The 15,905-nt window shown below is 37.5% G+C and carries 13 protein-coding genes; all 13 read right to left on the bottom strand.

All coding sequences use genetic code 11. From position 1 onward, the window contains the following. Positions 1–114: 114 nt before the first annotated feature. Positions 115–1,404, bottom strand: a complete 1,290-nt coding sequence (gene yfmH / locus G8O30_RS05225) for an EF-P 5-aminopentanol modification-associated protein YfmH (RefSeq protein ID WP_239673930.1) — start codon at positions 1,402–1,404, stop codon at positions 115–117. Then, a complete protein-coding gene (gene yfmF / locus G8O30_RS05220) occupies positions 1,401–2,675 on the bottom strand; it encodes an EF-P 5-aminopentanol modification-associated protein YfmF (protein ID WP_239673929.1) in 1,275 nt (424 codons plus the stop codon). Before yfmF ends, yfmH begins: the two co-directional genes overlap by 4 nt. A gap of 221 nt (positions 2,676–2,896) precedes the next feature. Continuing rightward, positions 2,897–3,856 (bottom strand): ABC transporter permease, encoded by a 960-nt coding sequence (locus tag G8O30_RS05215; RefSeq protein ID WP_239673928.1) that lies wholly within the window; start codon positions 3,854–3,856, stop codon positions 2,897–2,899. Positions 3,857–3,858: 2 nt separating this feature from the next. Beyond that, positions 3,859–4,902, bottom strand: coding sequence for an ABC transporter permease (locus G8O30_RS05210; protein ID WP_239673927.1), 1,044 nt, complete (start codon positions 4,900–4,902; stop codon positions 3,859–3,861). Beyond that, complete coding sequence (locus G8O30_RS05205) at positions 4,895–6,433, bottom strand: ABC transporter ATP-binding protein (RefSeq protein WP_239673926.1); 1,539 nt, start codon at positions 6,431–6,433, stop codon at positions 4,895–4,897. Before G8O30_RS05205 ends, G8O30_RS05210 begins: the two co-directional genes overlap by 8 nt. Positions 6,434–6,698: 265 nt before the next feature. Further along, a complete protein-coding gene (locus G8O30_RS05200) occupies positions 6,699–7,787 on the bottom strand; it encodes a BMP family lipoprotein (RefSeq protein WP_239673925.1) in 1,089 nt (362 codons plus the stop codon). Positions 7,788–7,832: 45 nt separating this feature from the next. Next, a complete protein-coding gene (locus G8O30_RS16245) occupies positions 7,833–8,174 on the bottom strand; it encodes a UTRA domain-containing protein (RefSeq protein WP_420844597.1) in 342 nt (113 codons plus the stop codon). After that, complete coding sequence (locus G8O30_RS16240) at positions 8,174–8,557, bottom strand: GntR family transcriptional regulator (protein ID WP_420844596.1); 384 nt, start codon at positions 8,555–8,557, stop codon at positions 8,174–8,176. The genes G8O30_RS16245 and G8O30_RS16240 overlap by 1 nt, the downstream gene beginning before the upstream one ends. 466 nt (positions 8,558–9,023) lie before the next feature. Then, entirely contained in the window at positions 9,024–11,378 is a 2,355-nt protein-coding gene (locus G8O30_RS05190) for a DNA translocase FtsK (protein ID WP_239673924.1), read from the bottom strand. Positions 11,379–11,489: 111 nt separating this feature from the next. Beyond that, on the bottom strand, positions 11,490–11,702 hold the full coding sequence (locus tag G8O30_RS05185; protein WP_239673923.1) for a YlzJ-like family protein: 213 nt from the start codon (positions 11,700–11,702) through the stop codon (positions 11,490–11,492). Beyond that, complete coding sequence (locus G8O30_RS05180) at positions 11,699–12,433, bottom strand: ClpP family protease (protein WP_239673922.1); 735 nt, start codon at positions 12,431–12,433, stop codon at positions 11,699–11,701. The genes G8O30_RS05185 and G8O30_RS05180 overlap by 4 nt, the downstream gene beginning before the upstream one ends. Positions 12,434–12,991: 558 nt before the next feature. Then, a complete protein-coding gene (locus tag G8O30_RS05175) occupies positions 12,992–14,704 on the bottom strand; it encodes a ribonuclease J (protein WP_239673921.1) in 1,713 nt (570 codons plus the stop codon). Positions 14,705–15,006: 302 nt separating this feature from the next. Continuing rightward, entirely contained in the window at positions 15,007–15,885 is an 879-nt protein-coding gene (gene dapA, locus G8O30_RS05170) for a 4-hydroxy-tetrahydrodipicolinate synthase (protein WP_239673920.1), read from the bottom strand. Positions 15,886–15,905: the final 20 nt, after the last annotated feature.

Raw genomic sequence — 15,905 nt, 5'->3', positions numbered from 1 at the left:
ATCTTATAGGAAAACGTCTTTCTTAATCAAACTCAAAATAAAAAACGGATTTATATTAAAAAAAAGCTTATAGTAAAAGAAGGAGCACTCCTTCTCTCTATAAGCTTTCATAACTTAATCTAACGGAACAACTTGACAGTTAGTCACGCGGTTTTCTTCATAAAATGAATTTGCAACTTCTTCAATATCTTTTAAGGAAACAGACTCTAAAGTTTCTAGCACTTTGAACAAATCCATCTCATTAAATGCGTATCGTGTGAATTGGTTTGCGATATACTCAGGAGAATTTAACGACCGTAAGAAACCACCGATTTTCTTCTTCTTGGATCGTTCTACCGCTTCCTCAGATAAACCCTCCCCTTTAACAGCGGATTTTAGGACGGTAGTGATTTTCTCATGAAGCTGGTCTGGATTGTCTGTGTCCCCACCAATCGTAGCAAATCCATACCCTTCCTCTTGTGAATAATCATAAGAGAATGTGTCATCAATTAGCCCTTCGTTATACAAATCAAAATATGCTTTGGCACTCTTCCCAAACAGTACGTCTAGGTAAATGTTTGTAGAGATCTCCCTCTTCAACAACGCTTCTCCGTTTTCAACCGGCTTATTAGCTTTTACCCCAGTTAGTCCCTTAGGTGTTTGAACATTCATTTTCAACACTTTCTTCGCCTCAGCAACTGCATCTGGTTCTTCTTCAAAGAAGCGTTGAATTTTTTCTGGTTCTGCAAATGTTTTTTTATTTTGATTTTCTTTAATGAATGTCATCATCGACTCTGGATCAACAGCTCCCACCACAAAGAACAACATATTACTTGGGTGGTAGAAGGTGTTATAGCAAGTATAAAGCAATTTATCGGTTACCTTAGAAATAGATTCTACTGTACCCGCAATATCAATTCCTACTGGGTGATGATGATACATATTATCAATCATGCCAAAGTACAAACGCCAATCTGGATTATCATCATACATCGTAATCTCTTGCCCAATAATCCCTTTTTCTTTTTCTACCGTTTTCTCTGTAAAATAAGGTTCTTGCACAAAATCAAGAAGCGTCTCCATATTTTGTTCGACATTTGACGTACTTGAAAATAAATATGCTGTCCTGTTAAACGTAGTAAAAGCATTTGCTGAAGCACCTTGAACGCTAAATTGTTGGAAGACATCTCCATCTTCTTTTTCAAACAATTTATGCTCCAAAAAATGTGCGATTCCATCCGGTACTTTTAGCGGTTCTGTTTCACCTAGTGGCGTGAAATGGTTATCAATTGAACCATACTTCGTTGTAAACGTTGCATACGTTTTTTGAAAACCTTCTTTTGGTAAAATATAGACATCTAAACCATTATCTAGCTTTTCGTGATAAAGTGTCTCATTTATTTGCTCAAATTTCATTTGTTTCATGCCGTTTCCTCCTCCCCTGTTAGGAAGTAGATAGTGTCTAACTGGATTTTTTGCGCCACTTCTTCAATTTCTTTTTTCGTTACTGCTTCTACAGAAGTAAACCAATCATCTACAGAAGCATCAATCGCAGCAACTTCAATTTGGTAATATACTTCCACCAATCCTCTAGCTGTATCTAATGTCTCAAGCAGTTGATTTTTCATTACTGCTTTTGTTTGACTTAGATCTTTATCAGTAAAGTCACCAGTTTTCATAGCGTCTACTTGCTTTTGAATAATATCTACCGCTTGGTCATATTTAGAAAATTCAATACCTGACATGACCATTAATAAGCCTTTATGAGATTCCACTCTACTTGCAGCATAGTAGGCTAAACTTGCTTTTTCTCGGACATTAATAAATAGTTTTGAATGAGAGAATCCACCAAGAATCCCGTTATAGACTTGGAGCGCATAGTACTCTTTGTCCTTATAGGATATGTTCGTACGGAAACCAATATTTAATTTACCTTGCTTTACTGGCTGAGGCTCTTTTACTACATGTACATCCGAAACATTCTTTTGATATTCCGTTTCAAATCGATATGCTTCACGCTTTTGATAAGGGAATAATTTTTCTACTGATTGTTTAACAGCTTCTTCATCTAGATCTCCAACAACGTACAAATCCACATGATCCGTCTGAAGGAAAGTTTGGTAATACTCATACATGGAGGACTCAGTAAGCTGATCCACATCTTCTTTTTCCCCGTGCACATGGAGGGCATAGGCTTCCCCCTTGCACATCTCTTCCACCAATCTTGCGTTTCCATATCTCATTTTGTCATCATAAACAGCCTGAATTCGTTGCTTCGCATTTTTCTTTTCTTGAGATATGACATCTGATGTGAATGATCCATCATCTGCATTTGGTTGAAAAATTACTTCTGCTAAAAATTCTAGTGCTTTATCTAGCAATGGAGTAGAGTCTTTTAAATATTTTTCATTCGCAACTTCAATAGAGAATGTAAGAACGTGCTCCTCTCCCTTTTTCGCTACATCAACATAAAAGCTTGCTCCATATAACTCATCTAAGTAGGATCTAAAAGATGTCGTAGTAGGGTACTTCTTCGTACTACTTTGTAGGATATAAGGAAGTATTGCTCTTTTAGTAACTGTTTCTTTTGTAAGTGGTGCCCTGGATTTTAAAACGATTGTGTTGGTCTTAAATTTTTCTGATTTAACGGTATGTAGATTTAAGCCATTTAGTTGTGTTTTGTTTTCTGTATACATGATGAACCCCCTTTAAAAATTTGGACTATTTTTCAGTATTTGCTTTTCCATTAATTTATAAACGAATTTTCGTGAATAACAAAGGTTAACATAATAATATTATTGTTATTTTCATATTTTTTCATTTCTATCTAACTATTTCCTATTATATCTATTGTATGTATGGATAACAAAAAAACAGCACACTCTTTTAAAAAGGTTGTGCTGTTACTATGTCTTTATTATCTTTTCCCTTTAATATAAGGAGTTCCTAATGCTTTAGGAGCATCTGCTTTACCGATAAATCCAGCAAGAGCGATGATCGTTAAAACATATGGTGCAATTAGTAGTATCACGTTTGGAACATCTGCGATTAAAGGAATATTTTTCCCTACAAAACTCAACGATTGCGCTAAGCCGAAGAATAAAGCTGCTCCCATCGCACCAAGCGGATGCCATTTACCAAAAATTAACGCTGCTAACGCCATAAAACCTTGACCATTAATGGTTGCATGTCCGAAATCAGAAGAAATAGCTTGAGCGTATACAGCTCCTCCAACTCCAGCTAACATACCAGAAATAACTACAGCAATGTAGCGCATTTTTGTTACATTAATCCCCATCGTATCAGCAGCCATTGGATGTTCTCCTACTGATCGAAGCCTTAATCCAAATGGTGTTTTATACATAATCACATATACAAGTATTGCTACAGCGATTGCTAAAAAAGCTGGTGCATACGTGTTACGGAAGAAGATATCTCCTATTACAGGAATATCGCTAAGCACTGGAACATTCCATTTTCCGAAACTCTTTTGAATCATGTCTGTTTGTCCTTTTCCGTAAATCAGTTTAACTAAGTATAAACATAACCCGATTGCAAGAAGATTGATGGCAACCCCAGAAACAACTTGATCTGCACGGAAAGAGATTGTCGCAATCGCATGAAGAATAGCGAAAATTCCACCTGCTATCATAGCTACAAGTAACGCAACCCAAGGTGTGGCAGCTCCAAGCGTACTTGCTGCGGATAAATTGAAGACAATTGCGCTAAACGCTCCAATAACCATTAATCCTTCTAATCCAATATTTACAACACCCGAACGTTCTGAGAATGCTCCACCCAGTGCAGTAAAAATAAGTGGTGTTGCCCAAAGAAGCGTAGACGGGACGATAATCATTAAAATATCAATTATACTCATGATTAGTCCTCCTTCCTACTTAAGCGATCAAGGAATAAACGAATAACATAACTTGCCGCTACAAAGAAAATAATTAAAGCAATAATAATTTCAACAAGTTCATTAGGAACACCTGATTGTAGTGGCATGTTCAGCGCACCTACTTTTAGAGCACCGAATAAAAATGCTGCTAACACTACTCCAATTGCTGTGTTACCTCCAAGTAATGCTACAGCAATACCGTCGAACCCTACTCCTGTAAAGCCAGCTTTGATATTGGCATATTGGAAGGTTCCTAACCCCTCCATTGCTCCAGCTAATCCTGCAAAAGCTCCAGAAATAACCATAGATAAAACAATGTTTCGGTTAACGTTCATACCAGCATATTGTGAAGCATGTTGGTTAAATCCTACAGAACGTAATTCGTATCCTAGTGTTGTCTTTTCTAAAATAAACCACATTACCACTACACAGATAATGGAGATAACAAATCCCCAATGCAGACGAGAGTAATCTGTTAACTGTGCTAAAAACGGAGAAGCAAGTGAAGCCGATTCAGCAATTTTGTCTGTTTTATCGCTTTTTTCTGATAAAACAGTACGTATAATTGCATTTGCGACATGTAGCGCAATGTAGTTCATCATAATCGTGACAATTACTTCATGTACACGGAACTTAGCTTTTAAAATTCCTGGTATGAAGCCCCAAAGTGCACCTGCTAAACCAGCTGCAATCACAGCTAACGGAAGATGAATGATTTTTGGTGCATCGATAGCAACTCCAACCCATACTGCAGCTAGCCAACCAACGATTAACTGCCCTTCTACGCCTATATTAAACAACCCTGTACGGAAGGCAAATGCGACTGCTAAACCAGCCAGTACATATGGAGTCATCTGACGGATTGATTCCCCAAATGAATACACATCTCCAAAAACACCAGCAAAAAGGGAAGAAAATCCAGCAATGGGATTATACCCTGATATCAACATAATTATCGCTCCAACTACCATCCCTAACAGAACAGCAATAAGTGGAGTTAGTATGCTTTTGAGTCGGTTAGACATTACCTCCAACTCCTTTCTCACTTCTCTTAGAACCAGCCATTAATAAACCAAGCTCTTGTTCAGTCGTTTCTTTCGGATCAACCACAGCAACAATTTCACCTTCATATATAACAGCAATTCGATCTGCAACGTTCATAATTTCTTCTAATTCAAATGACACTAGTAATACTGCTTTTCCTCTATCTCTTTGATCAATCAGGCGCTGATGAATAAACTCAATAGCACCAACATCTAGACCACGAGTAGGCTGTGCAGCTATTAGTAAATCTGGATCTCTATCAATCTCTCGGCCAATAATTGCTTTTTGTTGGTTACCACCAGAAAGAGCTCTAGCTTCCGTATATTCACTTGGTGTTCTCACATCAAACTCTTTAATTAATTTGGTTGCATAATCATAAATAGTTTTAAATTGAAGTACACCTTTTGAAGAGAACGGCTTTTGATAGTATGTTTGGAGAACCATGTTTTCTCCTATTGGGAAATCTAGTACAAGTCCATGTTTATGTCGATCTTGCGGAATATGTCCTACGCCACTTTCCGTGATTTTTCTTGGAGAAAGTGATTGGACTTCTTTTCCCTTTACTAGAACAGAACCACTTTTAGATTTTCGAAGACCTGTAATCGCTTCAATTAGTTCTGTTTGTCCGTTTCCATCCACTCCAGCAATTCCGACAATTTCACCAGCTCGAACAGAAAGCGATAAATTGTTTACGGCAGCAATTCCCCTAGAGTCCTCAACGGTTAATTGATTAATTTGTAAAACTTCTTCTTTTGGAGAGGCAGTAATTTTCTCCGTAGTAAATTCTACTTCTCTTCCTACCATTAAATTAGCTAAATCGTTAGGGTTTGTATCACTAACATTAACTGTGCCTATTCCTTTACCCTTACGAATAACGGTAACACGATCACACACTTCCATAATCTCTTTTAATTTATGGGTGATCAGAATAATAGATTTTCCTTCATTTATTAAGTTTTTCATAATTTGTATTAGTTCTTGAATCTCTTGAGGAGTTAACACCGCTGTTGGTTCATCAAAAATCAAAATCTCTGCACCACGATAAAGTGTTTTTAAGATCTCTACCCTTTGTTGCATACCAACAGATATATCGGATATTTTTGCTTTAGGGTCTACAGCTAGACCATACTTTTGAGAAATTTCACCGACTTTTTGTTCGGCATCTTTCATATTTACGAAAGCACCAGCTTTTGTTGGTTCGCTACCTAAAACGATATTTTCAGTAACAGTAAATGTCTCCACCAACATAAAATGCTGATGTACCATACCAATTCCTAAATCATTTGCAACATTAGGGTTTGAGATATTAACTGTTTTCCCTTTGACTTTTATTTCTCCCTTTTCCGGTTGGTAAAGGCCAAACAACACGTTCATTAATGTTGATTTACCTGCACCATTTTCTCCAAGAAGCGCATGAATTTCTCCCTTTTTTACTTGGAGATTAATTTGATCATTTGCTACAATACCTGGAAATTCTTTTCGAATATCTAACATTTCAATAACGTATTCCAAACGGTGTCACTCCTTTGATCAAACAATAATATGAGCAATTGCCTTATTTACATAAAACACTCAATGAAGAGCAGAAACCTAAGGTGTAATGGTTTCTATGCTTCAGTAAAAGTTTTACAGTTGTCGGAGGTAAGACGACTGATATTAAGGATACTCATCTAAGGGCAAGCCACATCACGTGGCTAACGATGAGTTGTTACTGTTCACGTAACAAAAAGAGATGGCCTCGCTCTAACAGCGAGAGCTCATCTCCTAATCTTACTAATTAGTTTACTGAGAAACTTGCTAGTTCATCACGAGTTTGTGGAACTGTGATTTCACCAGATTTAATTTTTTCTGTCCACTCCGCTACTGCATCTAGAGCTTCTTTGGATACATTGTCTTGTGTTTCTGCTACACTTACACCGTTAGCATCAAGACCGTACTCGATTAACTCTCCACCTGGGAACTCACCGTTCTTCGTTTTGTTCGCTAAATCTTGAACAGCAATATCAACACGCTTAACCATTGAAGTTAATGTTACATTCTTCATTTCACCGTTAATTTCTACGTCACCTTCTGGAGCTTGGTCTTTATCAACTCCGATTACGTAAAGTTCACGCTCTGGATCTTGAACTTTTAAATCTTTTGCTTCTTTAAATACACCGTTACCTGTAGCTCCTGAAGCGTGATAAATAATATCTACTCCAGCACTATACATACCATTTGCAATAGATTGTCCTGCTTCAGGCTTATCAAACGCACCAGAATACTGTACATCTACGTTTGCATTTGGATTAACAGCTTTCACACCTGCTACAAATCCAGTTTCAAACTTTTCAATTAACGGAATCTCTACTCCACCAACGAATCCAATTTTATTAGTCTTAGTTGTTAATCCAGCGATTACCCCAACTAGGAATGAACCTTCATGCTCTTTAAACGTGATGCTAGCAACGTTTGGTTGATCTACAACTGCATCAACAATTGCAAAGTTTGATTCAGGTTGTTGCTGTGCAATCTCGTTTACCGCATCTTGCATTAAGAAACCGATTCCGTAGATTACGTCAAACTTTTCACGAGCAAGTTTATTTAAATTTGGCGCGTAATCTTGGTCACCTTGTGATTGAAGGTACTCGTAGCCACCAATTCCTTTTTCTAAACCATGCTCTGCACCAAATGCTTGTAAGCCTTCCCATGCAGATTGGTTAAATGACTTATCATCTACTCCACCAATATCTGTTACCATTGCTACTGAAAACGTGTCCTCATTGTTACCGCTATCACCAGTCTTTTCACTCGCTCCACAAGCTCCTAAAATAGTTCCTGCTGCAAGTACCAATGATAAACCTAAACCAAATTTACGCTTTTTCATTCCTTGTAACCCCCTATTGGAAATCGTTAGTAAAGAAGTATTCCGTCAAACTCTTTTTCGAACAACTTGGAATTGAAACTTATCTGCACGAAAGTAATTTACTGAATAGAGAATAGGCAATTCTTGAGAATTAAAGTGTAATTGTTTTAAAACTAGTAAAGATGTTTCTGGATCACACTCTAAGATTGGGGAGATTTTTTCGTGATAACCCATCGGTTCAATGTTAGCAACTGCATGAGTAATGACGTGATCTCCTTCTCTTTCTAATGCCGTAAACATCGAACCGTCTTTATGAGTAAAATCCTCTGGAAAATAGGAAAGAGGAATTTTATCCACACAATATACAATCGGTTCTCCATCAGCTGTCCTTACTCGCTCAACTGCCACTAGTAACTCCTCGTCTTCCAATTGGAATCTTCGGAGATCATCTTCTGTGGCCCTTGAGTAGTAGAACTTAAAAAGATCGTGCCTGGTTCCATTCCAGCTTGGCGAATCATATTCGTTACACTGTTTAGTTGTTCTATACCTGATGTTACGAGAGGCTTTACATTGACGAAAGTCCCTACACCGTGACGGCGAACAATAACGTTATCTTCTTCTAAGATTCGAAGAGCTTCACGAAGTGTTGCTCGACTAACACCAAGTTGTTTGGCTAAATCGAATTCAGAAGGCAATCTTTCTTTTTCTTTATAGACGCCATTCTCAATATCTTCTTTAAGTCGATCAATCACTTGTAAATATAAATGTCTTGCATCCGTCTTAATGCTCATAAATGTAATACCTCCGTCTGTTCATCTCCGTTCATCAGACATCTGACGAATATATTTCCTACTAATCGAAAATACTATAACACTATTTCTCTATAAAATAAATACTATTTATCTATTTTTGTCGAAAATAATTCAATTTCATTACAAAAAGGTAAAGATTTATTGACAAAAAATCCTATTGTTCTGTTTGAAATCGCTTCCTACGGTTTTCACTAGATAAATTTTGTTCCAAAAACGAACATTAACTAAAATATTTTATATTTAGTTCGTTACATATATATTTACAGTTGGCGGTTTCATTATGTCATACTAATTGTTGATAATAATTAAAAAGGTCAGACGTCTAGTCAATATCATCTAAAAAATTATATTAGAATACAAAAAAACTCCCTATCCTGGTGATAAAACCTTGATAAGGAGTAGTTCTTTAGATTCATCAACTATTGTGTATAACATAAACATTTGTTTACATTGTTTGGTCTTCTGAAGGTTTTCCTATTAAAACAGCTCTTGGCTTCGATCCTTCATATGGACCAACTACACCACGTTGTTCCATTGCATCAATCAATCTAGCTGCTCTCGTGTAACCTACTCTAAAACGTCTTTGTAGCATAGAAACGGAAGCTGTTTGCATTTCGGCTATTAACTGGACTGCTTCGTCATATAATTCATCTTCCACTTCTTCTGTTACTTCTACCGTTTCATCTGGGATCATTTCCTCTTGATATTGCGCTTTCTGTTGATCAATAACGAAATCCACTATTTCCTCTACCTCATCATCTGATAAAAAGGCGCCTTGTACACGTATAGGTTTAGATGCACCAATTGGCAAGAACAACATATCTCCCCTACCAAGTAGCTTTTCTGCCCCACCCATATCAAGTATGGTTCTAGAATCAATTTGAGAAGAAACGGCAAAGGCAATCCTTGAAGGAATATTCGCTTTGATTACCCCTGTAATTACATCCACGGAAGGTCGTTGTGTAGCGATAATTAAGTGTATTCCTGCAGCTCGTGCCATTTGAGCTAAGCGAGTGATGGCATCTTCCACCTCATTGCTAGCAACCATCATCAAGTCCGCTAGCTCATCTACAATCACCACAATAAAAGGTAATTTAGGTTGTTTTTCACCTGTTTGTTCATTATGTCTCGTTACGTGATCGTTGTATCCTTCAATATTTCTTGTTCCTGTATGAGAGAATAACTCGTATCTTCTCTCCATTTCGTTTACGACTTTCTTTAAAGCCTGTGAAGCTCGTTTTGGATCTGTTACTACTGGTGCCAATAAATGAGGAACTCCATTATAAACATTCAATTCCACCATTTTTGGATCAATCATCATTAATTTTACTTCGTGAGGCTTTGCTCTCATTAAAATAGATGTAATAATACCATTAATACAAACCGATTTTCCACTACCCGTTGCTCCTGCTACAAGTAAATGTGGCATTTTATTTAACTCAGCTAAAACCGCTTCCCCCGTGATGTCTCTACCTAAACCAATTCTCAATTTAGCTGCTGGATTATTATTTTGTTTTGATTCCAATACTTCTCTTAACGACACCATAGCTACTTCTGAGTTGGGTACTTCTATTCCTATAGCGGATTTTCCTGGGATAGGTGCTTCTATTCGAATATCTTTGGCAGCTAATGCTAACGCAAGATCGTCACTTAAACTTACAATCTTACTTACTTTTACACCAGTATTCGGTTGTACTTCGTATTTCGTCACAGCTGGTCCTAAGTGAACTTGTGTTACTTTCGCTTTAACTCCGAAACTCTCAAATGTTTCTTCAAGTTTTGCAGCATTTTTATGTATCATTTGATATTCATTACTTTGATCTGTTTGTTTCGGTCTTTTTAATAGCTTAATGGGTGGTAATTCATAGGATTGATTTTCTTCTTCGACAAAATTCATTGCGACAGGCGGTGATGGAATATCCGCCTCTTTTTTTGTTTCTGGTTTTTTCTCGATAATTTTCCCTGCATCTTCTACTTCCGTTTTATCTGTGAACATAGAAATTTTTGGAATAGTTCTCGCTTCACTAGTTTGTTTTTCGACAACCTCTTCTTTTTTACTTGAAGAAGAAGCATTTATAATAGTTGGAGGATTTTGTTTTTCTTCTTCTTTTCTTTCTTTAGCCAGTCTTTTTTCTTCTTTCTTTAACTCCCGTTTATTTGCTTGCTCTTCTTTCCATTGACGATAATCAGATTGAAAAGCTTCCCACTGTGTTTTTATCATTTCTGAAAATGATTGAGCAATTTTTCCCGCTATAGCTCCGAAAGAAATACCTGTTAAAAGAAAGACCCCGATTATGATTAAGATAAAGCACAAGATAAATGTTCCTAATGAATCAAATAAGAAGTGAGAAACTGCAAATAATACAGCACCAATCATCCCACCTCCTAAGTCTGAAGTGGTTACATCCCCTCTTAGGTCATTCCAGAACATATGCCACGTGTTCGCAATTACACTTGGACTATCAAATCTACCATTATTACTCATCAACTCAAAAAGTTTGACGTGACTTAATAGCAAAAAACTAACAGTTAGTGCGTACAAGCCAGCTAATCTTTTTGTAAACATTGGTGGTGGAGTTCTTTTCACCATCATATATAGTGCTGCTCCAATTAGAGACAAGCAAGCAACAATATACCATTCACCAAGGAAAAATCGGAATAAAAAGACAACACTCTTCCCAACTGCTCCTAGTTCTATAATGGCCATTAAACTTAGAGCAATAAGGGCCAGACCTATCACTTCATATTGTATGGTTCGTTTCACATCGTTTTGTGTCGATCTTTTTTTTCTTTTTGCCATGTCATCACCTATCACATCACTAAAATGTAAGAAAAGCAGCCTTTTCTAGGGGCTGCTTTTCGATTATTTCTAGTATACCATATGAGGGAATTCAAGGGAATCTATGTTCTACTACATCAACGTTAATGGTAGTTCACTACCAGGAGTAAAGTCCTCACGCAAATAGTCACTAGGATTACAGCTCATTACACGTACAACACGGAATGATTCTTGTCCTTTTTCCACTAATAATGGGACACCGTTTACCGTAATCAGCGATTGTTGTGCAGAGCTATAATCTGCAGGAAACACTTGCTCTAAAGGTACGTGTGTATAAAGGATCACTGTATTCTTCCCTCCGTCTCTTTTCTTCGCTCAATTAATTCATTCAATTTTTGCATAGCAGGACCTAACCCACCAACACCATCAATCAGACCGCTTGCTACAGCATCATGACCAACGACGTTCGTTCCAATATCTCTTGTTAAATTTCCTTTAGCGAACATTAATTCTTTGAAGTCTTCTTCGGTAATGTTGGAGTGTTTTTTTACAAATTTAATTACTCGCTCTTGCATTTTGTCTAAGTATTCAAAAGTTTGAGGTACACCAATAACTAATCCAGTCAAACGAATTGGATGTATCGTCATTGTTGCTGTTTCAGCAATGAAGGAATAGTCACAACTTACTGCAATTGGTACTCCAATAGAATGCCCTCCTCCTAAAACGATAGAAACTGTCGGTTTAGATAGGGACGCTAACATCTCAGAGATTGCTAAACCTGCTTCTACATCTCCTCCTACCGTATTTAGCACAACTAACAATCCTTCAATTTTTGGATTTTGTTCAATTGCAACCAATTGCGGAATGACATGTTCATATTTAGTCGTTTTATTTTGTGGTGGTAGTTGCATATGTCCTTCAATTTGACCCACAATTGTCATACAGTGAATATTAGAATCTTGAGACATTTGTGGTACATTTGTTTGTCCTAGTTGTGAGATTTTTTCCATTAAAGATGATTTTCCCTCTTCTTTTGGTTCTCCTTCTTTACCTGGCTCTTGCATAAAAAATGACATAAACTGATCCCCTTTCCAATAGATACTATTATTGTGCACCTATATAGGAAATTTATGTATACGGAAAAATAGGAGAATATAAAACCTTAGTGACTGCACTAGGATTTCCGCTGCAGGGGGACGCTTTCCACGGGGCGGCGTTAGTATGATAAGGATACTCAGTTAAAGACGGACGACATCACGTCGTCAACACTGAGTTGTTACTGTTCACGTAACAAAAGCGAAAGGCGCGCGTTCAGCCGCGGCAGAAAAGTTCAGAGGACTGAGGAGGCAGCTCTTCAGCCACCGGAGGGCTTTTGGACTTTTCCGAGCGGTTGCGCACCTGCAGCCGGACACGGCATCACTTTGCTTACGCTCCTGTGGGGTCTCAGAAACCCACCTTTCCCGTAGGAGTCGCCCCCTTCCGCTCCAATCCCAACATTTATTCTGTTAAAGCAATAACTCTGCAGTAATATTTACTTAAATACAATGTAAAAAAGCACATTCGTTTACTTCGAATGTGCCTTTTTAGTGTTGTTTAAGCATTTTTTTAGCGTAATTTTATTATAAAAAAGTGATTTATTTCTCTACAGATACCTGCTGCGCAGATCTGTTTTCCTTTGATACTTCCATGATGATTGGTAGTATCATTGGTCGACGCTTTGTTCTTTCGAATAGGAAGTTATACAGTTGGTCACGGACATTTTGTTTCATAGTCGACCAGTCCATTCCATCTTGTTGTAAGCTTTGTTCCACAATTGTTTTTACCAGTTCTTCTGATTGCGTCATCAGTTGTTCTGATTCGCGAACGTAAACAAAGCCTCTTGAGATAAGTTCAGGTCCCGAAATGATTTTTTTGTTTCGGCGATCTAATGTGACAACGACAATGAAGATTCCGTCTTGAGATAGTAATCTTCTATCTCGAAGGACGATATTTCCAATATCCCCAACACCGCTACCATCGATTAATGTGTTTCCAGCTTGAACTCTTCCAGCTGTTCTGAAAACACCATCTTTCCAAAGTAAACGGTCTCCTTTTTCTAATACATAGATATCTCGTGAAGGAATACCTAGTCCTTCTGCAATTCTTGCATGTGAACGTAAATGTCTGTCTTCACCTTGAACAGGGATAAAGATTTTTGGTTTTAAGAGATTGATCATTAGTTTTAAGTCTTCTTGGCTACCATGTCCTGTAGCGTATAATTTCTTATCCCCTGTAACAATCTCTGCTCCAGCTCTAGCAAGTGCATCGATTGTTTTCATCATCACTAACTCATTTCCAGGGTTAGGTGGTGTCATCATGACAACCGTATCACCAGTTTGAATTCGACCTAACTTATGCTGACCACGAGCCATACGTTGAAGTGCCTCTAAAGGTTCTCCAGAATGACCTGTTACAACTAAACATACTTCTTTAGGAGCGAACTCATTCACACTGTTTAAGGAAATTACTTGCTCTTGCAATTCTTCAGATAAATATCCTAAGTTACAAAGCGTTTCATAAAGTCGTAATAATGTACGCCCTACGATAGCTACTTTACGATTTGTTTTGATAGACGACTCTAAGACCTGTTGAAGTCGAACAACATTAGATGCATAGGAAGATACAATTACTCTACCCTCTGCTCTACTAAATGCTTTCACCATTGCTTGTGCAATAGTTGCCTCTGAAACAGCATGTCCAGGACGTTCAGCATCTAAGCTATCAGATAGTAAACATAGTACTCCTTTTTGTCCTAGTACAGCCATTTTACCCATTTCTGCTTCATAAGCACCCTTAGCAGATTGATCAAACTTAAAATCACCCGTATGAACAATTGCACCTTCTGATGTATGAATAGCGACACCAAAAGAACCTGGAATGGTATGAGCAGTTTGGAAGAAGCTTACTTTTACACCATCAAAGGTAAGTAATTGATCAGAATGTACTGCTCTGAAATCCGCTTCTCCTCGAAAATCTTGTTCTTTTAAACGATCTTTCGCTAAAGCAGTTGTAAGGGCAGATCCGTAAACAGGTACTCTTACTCGACGTAATAAATAAGATAAACCACCGATAGCCTCATCATGTCCATGTGTTAAAAAGATCGCTCTAACACGATCACGGTTTTCCATGACATATTGAAAATCCGGAACAACAATATCGATTCCTAACATATCTGTTTCTGGTGACTTAAGACCGACATCAATGATGAATAGTTGCTCATCTACTTCAATTACGGTCATGTTTTTTCCAATTTCCCCTAAACCACCTAAAGGGATAATTTGAATGTGTTCATGTTTCGTTTTACTCACAATTTGTTCCTCCCAAGCTGTACACATGCTTAGTATGAACCTAGGTATTTCAAACCATTTCATACTTCATTTGTCTACATTCTATTTATGTAATGTTGATTTACAAGCAATTAAGTATCTGTATCATTTTTCTTATCATACTATAATTCTTTTATATGATCTCTATTTCCTTCTATATCTTTCATTTTTTCGTTTATAAAATTGAAAACGAAAGCATGAGAGGAAATTATACGTGAAAATGTACGAAAACTGACTGCTAACTATTTAGCAGTCAGTACTACTATAGCATATTTATCCAGTAATTACGAAACAGTTACAGAAAGGAGTGAATGTAAAGCGGATCTTTCCGACTCTGTTAAAGGTACTAATGGCAGTCTCACGGGACCAACATCTAGACCACTCATTTGTAGTGCTGTTTTGATAGGTGTTGGACTTGGCGCCATAAAAATACCTTGCATCAATGGTAAAAGTTTGCGATGTAAGTCCCCAGCTTCTTTCACTTTACCATTAGAGTAAAGCTCAATCATTTCTTGCATCTGGTTACCGATTACATGAGATGCTACGGAAACAATTCCAGTCGCACCAACAGCGATAGCAGGTAATGTTAAATTGTCATCTCCACTATATACCATAAAATCATCTGATGTGCCAGAGATTAAAGCTGCCATGTTATCAAGGTCTCCACCAGCATCTTTGACCGCCACTACATTATCAATGGCAGATAATTTTATGACTGTTTCAGGTAATATGGAAACAATAGAACGACCCGGCACGTTGTATAGCATAACAGGTAGTGTTGTCGCTTCTGCTACAGCTTTAAAATGCTGATACAAACCTTCTTGGTTTGGTTTGTTGTAATATGGGGCAACGACCATGACTGCGTCTACGCCAGCATCTTCTGCTTTTTTCGTTAACTCAATGGAGGCATGTGTATTGTTAGAACCAGTGCCAGCAATGACAGGAATTCTACCTTTTACAACTTTTACTGCATGACGGAAAATAGCAACTTTTTCCTCAGAAGTTAAAGTAGGGGACTCACCAGTAGTCCCACCTACAACTAGAGAATCCGTACCATTTTCAATTAAATAATCAATTAACGTCGTCATTTTAGGAAAATCTATGTTCCCTTTTGCATCAAATGGTGTCACCATTGCAGTGGAAACTTTACCAAAATATATCATGTTTAAACCCCTTCCTAACC

Origin of the sequence: Mangrovibacillus cuniculi, assembly GCF_015482585.1 — a bacterium.
GTDB lineage: Bacteria > Bacillota > Bacilli > Bacillales > R1DC41 > Mangrovibacillus > Mangrovibacillus cuniculi.
This window is presented reverse-complemented; position numbering and strand designations above follow the sequence as displayed.

Excerpts from the sequence above, each read along its gene's own strand:
- yfmH (WP_239673930.1), bottom strand. The coding sequence starts at position 1,404 with ATGAAACAAATGAAATTTGAGCAAATAAATGAGACACTTTATCACGAA.
- yfmF (WP_239673929.1), bottom strand. The coding sequence starts at position 2,675 with ATGTATACAGAAAACAAAACACAACTAAATGGCTTAAATCTACATACC.
- G8O30_RS05215 (WP_239673928.1), bottom strand. The coding sequence starts at position 3,856 with ATGAGTATAATTGATATTTTAATGATTATCGTCCCGTCTACGCTTCTT.
- G8O30_RS05210 (WP_239673927.1), bottom strand. The coding sequence starts at position 4,902 with ATGTCTAACCGACTCAAAAGCATACTAACTCCACTTATTGCTGTTCTG.
- G8O30_RS05200 (WP_239673925.1), bottom strand. The coding sequence starts at position 7,787 with ATGAAAAAGCGTAAATTTGGTTTAGGTTTATCATTGGTACTTGCAGCA.
- G8O30_RS16240 (WP_420844596.1), bottom strand. The coding sequence starts at position 8,557 with ATGAGCATTAAGACGGATGCAAGACATTTATATTTACAAGTGATTGAT.
- G8O30_RS05190 (WP_239673924.1), bottom strand. The coding sequence starts at position 11,378 with ATGGCAAAAAGAAAAAAAAGATCGACACAAAACGATGTGAAACGAACC.
- G8O30_RS05180 (WP_239673922.1), bottom strand. The coding sequence starts at position 12,433 with ATGTCATTTTTTATGCAAGAGCCAGGTAAAGAAGGAGAACCAAAAGAA.
- dapA (WP_239673920.1), bottom strand. The coding sequence starts at position 15,885 with ATGATATATTTTGGTAAAGTTTCCACTGCAATGGTGACACCATTTGAT.